This is a genomic window from Nitrospirillum karajorum (assembly GCF_036348415.1).
Classification (GTDB): domain Bacteria; phylum Pseudomonadota; class Alphaproteobacteria; order Azospirillales; family Azospirillaceae; genus Nitrospirillum; species Nitrospirillum amazonense_B.
The window spans coordinates 329,275-340,270 of record NZ_JAZBQB010000004.1; the positions used below are offsets into that span (position 1 = coordinate 329,275).

The 10,996-nt window shown below is 68.3% G+C and carries 5 protein-coding genes and 1 pseudogene; all 6 read right to left on the reverse strand.

All coding sequences use genetic code 11. The annotated features are described in order from the left end of the window. Window positions 1–2,334 precede the first annotated feature (2,334 nt). Window positions 2,335–2,916 carry a YcjF family protein gene (locus tag UCD39_RS27185; RefSeq protein WP_145735200.1) on the reverse strand — a complete coding sequence of 194 codons (582 nt, stop codon included), beginning with the start codon at window positions 2,914–2,916 and terminating at the stop codon, window positions 2,335–2,337. A 97-nt stretch (window positions 2,917–3,013) separates the two neighbouring features. Further along, window positions 3,014–3,634, reverse strand: coding sequence for a YcjF family protein (locus tag UCD39_RS27190; protein ID WP_330498741.1), 621 nt, complete (start codon window positions 3,632–3,634; stop codon window positions 3,014–3,016). Between the two features lie 455 nt (window positions 3,635–4,089). Beyond that, entirely contained in the window at window positions 4,090–5,739 is a 1,650-nt protein-coding gene (locus UCD39_RS27195) for a cyclic peptide export ABC transporter (protein WP_330498742.1), read from the reverse strand. Continuing rightward, window positions 5,739–7,418 carry a cyclic peptide export ABC transporter gene (locus tag UCD39_RS27200; RefSeq protein ID WP_330498743.1) on the reverse strand — a complete coding sequence of 560 codons (1,680 nt, stop codon included), beginning with the start codon at window positions 7,416–7,418 and terminating at the stop codon, window positions 5,739–5,741. Before UCD39_RS27200 ends, UCD39_RS27195 begins: the two co-directional genes overlap by 1 nt. After that, window positions 7,415–8,293 (reverse strand): thioesterase domain-containing protein, encoded by an 879-nt coding sequence (locus UCD39_RS28650; RefSeq protein WP_442943730.1) that lies wholly within the window; start codon window positions 8,291–8,293, stop codon window positions 7,415–7,417. Before UCD39_RS28650 ends, UCD39_RS27200 begins: the two co-directional genes overlap by 4 nt. Window positions 8,294–8,331: 38 nt before the next feature. Further along, window positions 8,332–10,995: pseudogene (locus tag UCD39_RS27210) on the reverse strand (AMP-binding protein); the annotation flags it as partial. Window position 10,996: the final 1 nt, after the last annotated feature.

Consider the following 10,996-nt stretch of genomic DNA (forward strand, 5'->3'; position numbering starts at 1 on the left):
CCCGGCGGGCTGGTGGCGGTCGGCTCTGGCGGCACGGCCCTACTGTCCACGGACGCCATCACCTGGCACGTCGAACAGACCGGCGTCGCCGGCACCTTGACCGCCGTCGCCGCGTCACCCGACCGTTATGTCGCCTTGGGTGCGGCCGGCCTCGCGACCTCCACCGATGGCCGGACCTGGACAGCGGTCGAACTGTCCGCCGACGTCAACCTGAATGACGCCAACCTGAACGCCGTGACCTATGAGGCCGGCCGGTTCGTGGCGGTGGGCGAGGGCCTGTCCGCCACGTCCAGCGACGGCGTGGTTTGGACCCCCTGCCTCCTGGGCAACCGGGCGGTTCTGGACGCCGTCACCTATTCACCAACGCTGGGCTTCGTGGCGGGCGGCAGCAATGGCGAATTGCTGCGCTCCAGCGACGGCTGTCATTGGCGCCAGTTGACCCCTGTTCCCGACATCACCATCCATGCGGTGCTGGCGACGACGGAAGGGATCGCGGCGGCGGGCACGGGCGGGGTATTGGGTTTGGCCTGGCCGGGAAAAGCCTGGCAGGAATGGGCCTCGGACGCGCACTATGACGTGCGCGCCCTGGTCCGCACCGATGATCGGTTGGTCGCCGTCGGCACGGGCGGCGTCATCCTGTCATCGACCGACGGGCGGCGGTGGCGGGTGGAACGCCCCTCCATCGGCCAACCCGTCCTGGACGTTGTCTACAACGACGGCGCCGGTTTCACCGCCGTGGGGGGCGGTGGCGCCATCCTGTCCTCCATCGACGGCCAGAACTGGATCCGCCGTACCCCACCCACCCATCACGGCTTGTGGTCTGTCACCCAGTTCCAAGGTGGCCTGGCCGCCGTGGGCGACCGGGGCCTGGTGTTGATGTCGCGGGATGGCGTGCTGTGGTCATCCCGCTTCAGCGGTACCAAGGCCGACTTGATGGGCGTGGCCGCCTATCAGCGCCAATTGTTGGCGGTCGGCCGCAACGGCACGCTGCTGACCTCACCGGATGGTGATCTGTGGGAAGCGCGCGCGGTGTCGGACCCGCTCCAAGCCGGGCATTCCACCTCTTTGGCCCTGCTCGCGGTCGCCGCCGCCCGTAGCTACGCCGTCGCCGTGGGCGAGAACGGACTGATCGCCGTGTCGCGCGACGGTGTCGCGTGGCGCACGCTGCCCCCGCTTACCCACCAGGATCTGCTGGCGGTGGTGACCGATGGCGACAGCGCCGTGGCCGTCGGGTCCGACGGCGTCGCCTTGCGCACCCTGGACGGTCAGACGTGGGCCCGGGAAGAAACGGGCACGGACGAGAAACTGTGCGGTGTGACCCTCACCACCGCCGGCGTGCTGGCCACCGGCAGCGGCGGAACCATTGTCGCCTCACCCGGCCCGGGGCGCTGGATCGCCCGCCAATCAGGCACGCGCAGCACCCTCTGCGCGATCGCCCAGGGTCCGGGCCAAGTGGTCGCCATGGCATATAGCGGCACCAGTGCCCATTCCGAGGATGGCGGGGTCACGTGGCAGACCGTGACCCTGCCCATCAACGAGGGCTATTGGCTGGCCCAGGCCGACGGCCATGTCCTGGCGGCCAAGCCCGCCGTCAACCAGGGCCAGATCAGCGCCACGTCAGGCAGCCCGATCGTCGCCATGGCGGCACCGGTGATGGGTGACGGCTACTGGCTGCTGAGCCGCGACGGCCATGTCCATGCCATCGGCAACGTGAAGGAGTATGGCGAGGCCCGCGATCTGTTGCCTGGCCAGAAGGCGGTGGGGCTGACGTCCAGCCCCTCTGGCCTGGGCTACCGCATCGCCCTGTCGGATGGCACTGTCCAATGCCATGGCGACGCATCCTGCGATTTAGGCCCCGGCCCCGGATCGCCCACCACTCCCGTCGGCGCCCCCGTGGTCGCGATCGCCACCAGCCCCATCGGCGAGGGCTACGCCCTGCTGCATGCCGATGGCTCGGTCCGCACCTTCGGCACCATGGCCCACCTAGGGGACGCCGGCGCCGCCGCCGTCGCGCTGGCCATCCGGCCGGCCGGTGACGGCTATTGGGTTTTGGCCGCTGATGGCCGCGTCGCTGGCTTCGGTGCCGCCCCAAGCTTCTCCGCCGGTGAGATCCTGCCGGCGGCCGGCCAATCCAACGCGCAGAAACAGCGACCGGTGGCATTGGCCTCCCTGGCAGACGGGGCCGGCGTCTGGGTGGCGCTGGCCGGCGGGCGGGTGGTGGAGGTAAGGGCCGACCAGCGGACCAGCAATCCGTGAGGTGCGGCGGCCCGCCCAAGGGTCGCTGGAACGGAGCCGCGGAAGGGCCCCAGCGGAGAGGCCAAGAGGCCGCGCGTATCAGGCGGCCGGCTTGCTCTTGGCGGCCTTTTTGGCCTGCTTCGCCTTTTCCTTGGCCTGCTGCCGGGCTTCGTGGGCCAGTTTCTTGCCCGTCTCGAATTGCTCGGCGATGAAGTCCTTGAAGGTCAGCGTATCCAGGTCCAGCAACGACCCGCCATCTTCATAGTGGCGGACGAAAACCTTGCCCACGGCGTAGGTCATGGCGCCGGTGGCCACCGGCAGGCCGGCCAACGCGACCGCCTCCCCCACGCCCGGCACCAGTTTCAGCAGGCTGACGGCGGCCATGCCACCGGCCAATCCGCTGAAGGTGCCGGCCAACGAGGCCAACACCGACGTTCCCAGTTCCTTGCTGAACGGCTTGCCGTACAGTTGGGACAGCTTCTGCACCATGCGCAATTGAATGAGCGTGATGCCCGCCAGGTCCACTATCGGCAACGGCACCGTGGACAAGGCCATGGTGGCGACGACGTAATCCTTGATCTTGTTGTTGGCGAGCAGGGTCAGGGCCAGATCGCCGCGCACGGACTCGCCGGCGGCGTGGACCACCGCCGGCGTCGGGGCGACAGTCGTGCTTTCCACCATGCCACTCTCCCTCAGGTTCCATGAAAAAGTGCCCCCCGTCGAAGGACGGGGGGCACCGGACAACCAACCCGGCGCCGGACGGCGGCGCCGATCTGCCTTAAGCCGCGACCGCCTCGGGCGCTGGTGCCGCCAGCTCCTTGGCCGACTTGCCGCGCGCCTGGTTGAAGGTGCTGGTGAAGAAGTCGCGCACCTTTGCGACTTCGAAGCTCAGCAGGTCGCCGCCCGTGGCGAAATGATGCTGGAACACCTTGCCGACGGCATAAGTGAAGGCGGCACCGAACGCCGGCTGGGTGGCGATGCGCAAGGCCAAACCGGCGGCGGGCACGGCGTTGGACAGGGCGGTCACCAGACCGGAACGGACGACACCACCCGTCAACAGGGTGGGCGTGACACTGGCCAGCAGCGAGGAGACGGCAGCCTTCCCCACGTCAGCGCGGAAATCCTTGCCGTACACGCCGGCGAGGTCATGGACCAGCTTCAACTGCACGGCGATGAGCGCGGCGGTGTCCACGAAGGAGAACGGGATGACACCGGCGACGGCGGCCAGGTAAATATTGTGGCGGACCACGGTGTTGGCGTGGGCCTCCAGCGCCAGGGCGGTGGATTCCGGCGTGGTGGTCGCCGTCTCGGCAGCGGCGGCTTCGGCGTGGACAGCCTCGGCCTGAGTGGTGTCGGCTTGGGTGGTGTCGGCCGGGGCCGTCTCGGGGGTTTCGCTCATCGGTCGATACTCTCCAGGGGGGTGGTCGGGGATCGGGCCGGCCTCGCTGGCGGCCGGGGAAATCGGGGGAACGTCCAACGCGGCGACCGCCTCGGTCGGCGGCTCTGCGGGAGGGCTGGAGGCGTTTGCGGGGGAACCGGCATCACCACCGGCGCTGGCGGGGGCCGTAACACCGTTCGCCGGGCGCCGCCCGCGACCGCCGGAACCAGAGCGCTTGCCTGCCATCGTACCCTGTGCTCCCGTCAGCGCCCGCAGGCGCAGGCCGCAAATGGCCAGGGGGCGAAACCGTCAGTCACGACCCCACCCAAAACACGTCCACATACTACGTTTAACAATTCCTGATATCCAGGACTTTAACGTTAGAGTTGCTGGAATCTTTGGTTAGACCCAATTTTGGTATACCGCCCAGGCAATGCCAGCGGCGCCAACACGATCGGCATCCCAAGTCCTCCCTCTCAAGATTGCAGTTCCATGGCAGCGGTTACCGAGGACCGCTGTTCCATCACTTGGCCTTCGTTCATGTGATAGATGCGGTCGGCCATGCCGAACCAGCGATCATCATGGGTCACGCAGATGACGATCTTTCCCCGCGCCTTGAACGCCGGCAGAAGTTCCTCGTAGAACACATGGCGGAAATGGGGGTCCTGGTCCGCCGCCCATTCGTCGAAGACCAGGATGGGCTTGTCCTCCAACTCCGCCACCAGCAAGGCCAGCCGTTTGCGCTGACCGGTGGACAGATCGATGGTGCTGAAGGCGCCGTCGGCCACATGGACCTTGCCCGTCATCTCCAGCCGCTCCAGCAGAGCCTCCACCCGCAAGGGGTCGATGGCGCCGACGCCATAGAGGCGGCGGGACAGGTGGTGGTCGGCGAAAATGGCGGAGAAGTGGTCGCGATAGGCCTGCATCTGCCCAGGCGCCACCGGCACGCCATCGGCCAGCATCTGGCCACCGCTCAACGGCGCCAGGCCGGTCAGCAGGCGCAGCATGGTGGATTTGCCCGACCCGTTGCCCCCGGTGACGAAGGTGATCTCACCCGCCTGGAAGGATAGGGTCAGGGGCCCCACGGAAAAGAGGGGGCGGCCCTTGCTGTCAGCGTAGGAGAAAACGGCGTCCTGAAGCGCGATATGCCGCGGCGCCGACAGGGGCAGGGCGGATTCGCCCGCCCGCAATTCCACCGCCCGGCGCAATTGGCTGGTGATGTCGTCCATGTTGGCCAGGGCCATCTCCGTCTCCGTCACCATCGGGGTGACGTGGGCCAGGGTGCCGACGGGGCCAACGACGAACAGCGCGGTCATGGTGGCGGGCACGACCACGTCGGCGTAATCCTTGGCCACCAGCGGCACCAGGAAGACCATGAGGCCGATCAGGGTGTAGAACATAGCCTGCAGCAGGGCGAACTCCCAGCCCCATTGCGCCTTGGTCCGGCTTTTGATGCGCCGCGCCTCCGCCGAAGCCGCCCCCACGTCGGCCACCAGCCCTTTGGCGCGCGTCGTGCTCATGCGCACTTCCTTGAAACCGTCCAGCATGTCGGACAGGCCGTCGAACACCGCCATCTCCGCCGCCACCGCGTCGCGCATGGCCTGGCCCAAGGCCTTCATGCGGGCATAGCGCACCGCCACCGCCACGATGGCGAACCCGAAGGCCATGATGAAGGCGGCCACCGACAGCCAGGCGAGATAGACGCCCAGGAAAACGAGGACGATGGCCTGCTGCACGCCGATGACCAGGAAGGGCAGGCTGCGCGCCAGGGTCTGGGTATCCTGGGTCAGGGCGCTGTACAGCCGGGTACGCCCCAGCCGCTCCACGCTCACCAGGTCGGAGGCGCGAACGGCGTCGAACAGCCGGGTGCGCAGGCGGTGGATGATATTTTCCGCGTCCTGGGACGCGGTGACCAGCACGTAGTTGTCGCTGACGGCGAACAGGGTGATCGACAGGGCGAACAGCAGGACCAGCCGTTCGCTGACCGACCCCTTGGCCGCCTGCTGCGAGGCCTCGTCCACCAGCCACATCAGGGTGGTGGACGCCAGCGCCGACAGGGCCGCGGTCCACGCCAGCGACCGCAGGTTCTGTGGAATTTCCTCGACGACAAGGCGCCACATGCGCATCAGGCGCCCTCCCCCGGCTGGCCGGCGGCAGCCGCGATGGCATGGTCGGGGCGATCCTCGCGGACGATGCGCCCCATCTCCATCCGCAGGCAGCGATCGGCCGCGTCAAAATAACGGTCGTCATGGGTGACCGCGATGATGGTCAGCCCCCGCGCCTTCAGCGCCGGCAGGATTTCGCGATAGAATTTCTGCCGGAAGTGCGGGTCCTGGTCGGCGGCCCATTCATCCAGGATCAGGATGGGCTTGCGCTCCATCAGCGCCGTCACCAGGCCCAGGCGCTTCTTCTGCCCGGTGGACAGGTCCTGCCGGCCGAAATGGTCCCCCTCCAACGCCGTGATCTCCGCCATCTCCATCCAGCGCATCAGGGCCGGCGCCTCATCCTTGGCACCGGGGGCGCTGTCGTGCAGCCGCTTGAACAGATGGAAATCGGCGAAAACGGTGGCCATCAGCTGACGATAGCCGTCATAGCGCTCGGGACCGATCCGCACCCCATCCACGGCCAGGGTGCCGCGCAACGGATGGTACAGTCCCGTCAGCAGGCGGACGAAAGTGGATTTGCCCGAGCCATTGCCGCCGGTGACAAACACCGTCTCACCTCGGCGCAGGGTCAGGTCGATGGGGCCGACCACGAAGGGACGTTCCCCCGCCGGCGCCGGGAAGCTGAACTCGACCCCAGACAGCGTGATTTCCTGGAAATCCGCCGATACGGGCACGGGCGTCACCTCGGGCCCGCCCTCCTCCAGCGCCAGCAATTCCTCCCCCAGGGACAGCATGCGCCCGGCCGCCGCCTCCGACGCGCCCATGAGGGTGACGGTCTGCATCAGCGCGGAGAATGGCGAGGACATGAACAGCACGGCCGCCGCCACCTTCACCACCTGCTGGCTGAAGGCCGTGGAATAGGTGGGCACGATGAAAACCACGGCCCCCATGATCAGGTTGAACACGGTGGCGCCGAAGATGAACTGCTGCCAGCCATGCAGGTGGACCTCGCTCTGCGCGGTCATGACCCGGGCGGAGACACCGCTGAACGTGGCGCCCAGGTCATGGCTGCGGGCGCTGCTCAGCCGCTGTTCCTTGAAGCCGTCGAACAGGTCGGTGACGCCCTCGTGCAGGCCGGCGGTTTCAGCGGCCAGGATACCCTGGCGGTCCGTCAGGTCACGCCCGAGGCGCAGATAACCGACGGCGCAGAAGGCCAGCAAACCGGTCACGACCAGGAAGGCCAAACCGGAGATCCAGGCGATGTAGACCATGACGGCGATGGTCAGCAGGAAGGATCGCAGCGACAAGGCCAGGAAATGGGAATTGGCCGAGATCATTTGCGTGCTTTGGGTGATGCTGTCGTACAGGCGCGTGCGTCCGAAGCGTTCCAACTTCCACAGGTCGACCCGGCTTAGCCGCCGCATCAGCTCCATGCGCACGCCGTCGATCGCCTCCTCCAGGTCGGCGCCCATGCGGGCCACCATCCAGGTTTCCATCAGGGCGTAGACCACCACGCCCACGGCGAAGGCGGCGGCGAACCATAGGTTCACCTGGCTGGTCTTTTTCTCGGCGATCTCGGCGGCGGCGGCGTTCACCACCGCCAACACCAGAGTGCTGGACAGCGCCGACAGCGCGGCACCCGCCAACAGCCGTCGCAGGGGCCCCGGTCCCAGCCGGGCAAGCAAACGGATGAGATTCATCGCGACCCGGGCAAGGCGACGGAACCGGGAATGGGTATCGGATTGGTCGACATACGGACGGGGCCTGTTGATCGGCGGTTGACCGGGTCCAGCCACGATCTCACGTGGGTGGCAAGTTCGGCAAGCCAGGGCTGGACCAACATCTGTCCGTGGGTCCCCTCCATCCACCGCAGGTCCACGCCCTGGGTGGCCAGCGGCCCCCATCCGTTCAGGTCATCGCCGGGGATGCCCGGGGCTTGGCCGGTGACGACGCGCGGCCGCACCAGCAGCAGGCGCGTGTCCAGCGGCCGGGGGCGGTAGCGCACCGCCGCCAAGCCGTTGTTCTGGAACAGGGCCAACAGGCGGCGCATCCCCGCCCGGTCCATGCCGTCCGGCAGGAAATGGCCGCACTTGTTCTGCTCCAGGATGAAATCCAGCCGCTGCTCCGGCGTCATCGGCCGCAGCGTGTCCGCGTCGAACAGCCCCATCTCGTCGAACAGGGCCGCCAGGTATTCCGCTTCGTCCTTCTGCAGCAGCTCACGCACCGGGTCGGGGGCGGCGACGCCGTCCAGGACGATGACGGCACGCAGGTCGACGCCGGCGCGGTGTAGCTGGCATGCCGCCTCCCAGGCCAGCAAACCGCCGAAGCTCCAGCCCGCCACGGCCACCGGACCGTCACCCAGCACCGGCCGCAGCGCCTTCACATAGGCGTCGGCCTGGGCCTCCACCGTTGGCAGCAGGGGCTGCCCCTCCTCCAAGCCGTAGCTTTGCACCATGTAGACCGGCTGGGCCGGCCCCAGGGCCTGCGCCAACTCGCGGTAGCACAGCACGTTGCCGCCCACGGGGTGGAAACAGACCAGCGGCACCCGGTCGCCGGACGGGTTCACCGCCACCACCGGCTGCCAGTCGGCCGCTTGCTTACGGCCATCGATCAGCTGGGCCATGGCCGCCACGGTGGAACTCGCGAACAATTCCGCCAGCGGCAGGCGCACGGCGAACCCCGCCTCCACCGCCGACAGCAGCCGCACGGCCAGCACGCTGTGCCCTCCGCTCAGGAAGAAGTCCGCTTCGGCATCCGCCACCGGCTGGTCCAGCACCTGTTCCCAAATGGCGGCCAGGCGCCGCTCCGTCTCCGTTGCCAGCGGCCGTACCACCGGGGCCGCCTGGTCGGCCGGGTTGGGCAGGCGCGCCTCGTCCAGCTTACCGTTGCTGGTCATGGGCAAGGCGTCCACCGTCAGGATATGGGCGGGCACCATCCAGGCGGGCAGCGCCGCCTCCAGCGCCGACCGTACCTCGGCCGCGTCAAAGCCCGGGCGGGGCACGACATAGGCGACCAGGATCCTGTCGCCGGTGCCGCGCGGGTCCCGGGCCAACACGACGGCGTGGCGGATCAGCGGATGCTTGGTCAGGCGGGTTTCCAACTCGCCCAGCTCCACCCGGTGGCCCCGGATCTTCACTTGCCGATCCTCGCGCCCCAGGAACTGCAACTGGCCGTTGCCCAGGCGCCGTGCCAGATCGCCGGTGCGATACCAGCGCTGGCCGTCCGCGTCCGTCTCGAAATACGCGGCGGTCTGCACCGGGTTGCCCAGATAACCCCGTCCGACGGAGATGCCGCCGATGCGGATTTCACCGGGCACCCCGTCCGGCACCTCGCGCCCATGACCATCGGTCAGGCGTAGCTCAACGCCATCCAGGGGCAAGCCAATGGGTGGCGGCAGTTGCTCCCGCCACGTGGCGGCCGTCATCAGGTATTGGGTGGCGCAGACGCAGGCCTCGCTGGGGCCATACTGGTTCACCACCGAGGCGTCGCGATGGGCGGGCACGTCGAAGAACCGGCGCAACGCCGCTTCCGGAATGACCTCCCCCCAAGGATGAAGCGGCGGACCCGGGTGGATTGGCCACTGTCATGCCAGTAATCCGCCAGCATGCTGAACAGGCTGGGGGTGGCGTCGCACACGTCGATGCCATGGCGCTCCAGGAAGTCGTGCAGGGCCGCCGGGTCGCGCCGGGTGTCTTCGCCGCTGATGTGCAGGGCGTGACCATTCAACAGCGTGGTGTAGATGGCGTGCATCGAGCCATCGAACGCGAAGGTGAAGTTGCAGGTGGCGGCCAACTGCCGCCCCTGCGCCATGGGCTGATGTAGGCTGCGGTCGATGGCAGCGGCCATGTTGACGACGGAGCGGTGCTCGATGACCACACCCTTGGGCACGCCCGTGGTGCCGCTGGTGAACATGAGATAGGCGGCCCTGTCCGGCGTCACCTGGACGGCAGGCGCGGTCGTGGGCAGTGCCTCCAGCGCGCCGGCGCCGGCGATCCAACGGTGGCGGCGCGCGCCCTCGGCCCGGCCGTCCAGGCGGACCACGAGATCGAAATCATAAGGCGCCGGGTCGAAGCCCGGCGCCTCGATGGCGGAAAAATCCAGCGAAGGCGCCTCGGGCCGCCCGGCCGCCCAGTCGCGGAAGAAGGCCCGGGAAACGAAGAAGTTGTCCTCCAGATCCAGGCGGGGGTTATAGCCCTGCCCGGCATGGTCGCGGGCGAACGTGGCCAGATCGGCCAGGTAAGCCTCCTTCCGGTCCAGATCCCAGATGTTGCCCAGGAAGAGGGCGCCGCCGGGCCGCAGCAAGGCCATGGCCTTGTCCAGGACGGACGCCAGGTAACCGAAGCCGGGAAAGCTTTCGATCACACTGTTGAGGATAACCAGGTCGAAGGACCCGGCCGGCAGCAGGTCGATATCATGCGAGACCAGATGCCGGCCGACGACATGGTCCAGGCCCAGGCGGCGGGCCACCGCCTCCGCCCGCTCCGCGTTCAGGCGGGAAATATCGCTCGCTACGTAATGGCCGCACAGCGGTGCCACGCGCCGCATGGTGAAGCCCGAGGCGCAGCCGATCTCCAGCACCCGGGCGGTGGGGCTCAGCAATGGCGCCAGCTTGCGCCGGGCATTGTCACCGAACGCCGCCATGGCCTCGGGCGCCATGGGCCGGCCGGTGAAGGGGCTTTTCCAGCCGCCGGCGTTGACGTCGTCCACCTCCTCCGCCGCGATATGATCCCACAACTCGGTGGACATCATCACGCTGGGGGCCTCGACCATGGCGGCGGGGTCGGCGGCGTCCAGGCAGAGGCCATGCGCCAGGGAGGGGCATTGCCACTGCAGCGTCCGCAGGTCGCCCAGGTTCGCGGCGTCCACGATCATGGCTTCGGCCCCGGCGATACGGACCAGGTCGCGCCGGCGTGACAAGGGCTGGGTCGGATCCAACGGCACATAGACGCAGCCCGCCTTCTGCACCCCCAGCGCCGCCGCCAGATAGCCACGGCTGCGGCCCATCATGACGGCCACCCGGGTTTCCGGCGCCAGGGCCGCCTGGCCCAGCCAATGGGCGGTGCGGTTGGACCAGGCGTCCAGCGCGGCAAAGGTGACGCTCCCGGCCTCGTCCACCAGCGCCGGCGATTCCGGCCGGATGGCGACCCAGCGACTGAACCGGGTGAGGATGGTCTGGCCGGCCAAATCATCGGCAGCCCGGCGGATGCCGGCCTTGGCGGAGGCATCCTCCACCCTCCTGTCCTGTTGGCGCGCGCGATCCTCGTCCAACTCGAACATG

What these genes read in the sequence shown, in the direction of transcription:
- UCD39_RS27195 (WP_330498742.1), bottom strand. Translation starts at nt 5,739, where the DNA reads ATGCGCATGTGGCGCCTTGTCGTCGAGGAAATTCCACAGAACCTGCGG.
- UCD39_RS27190 (WP_330498741.1), bottom strand. Translation starts at nt 3,634, where the DNA reads ATGAGCGAAACCCCCGAGACGGCCCCGGCCGACACCACCCAAGCCGAC.
- UCD39_RS27185 (WP_145735200.1), bottom strand. Translation starts at nt 2,916, where the DNA reads ATGGTGGAAAGCACGACTGTCGCCCCGACGCCGGCGGTGGTCCACGCC.
- UCD39_RS27200 (WP_330498743.1), bottom strand. Translation starts at nt 7,418, where the DNA reads ATGAATCTCATCCGTTTGCTTGCCCGGCTGGGACCGGGGCCCCTGCGA.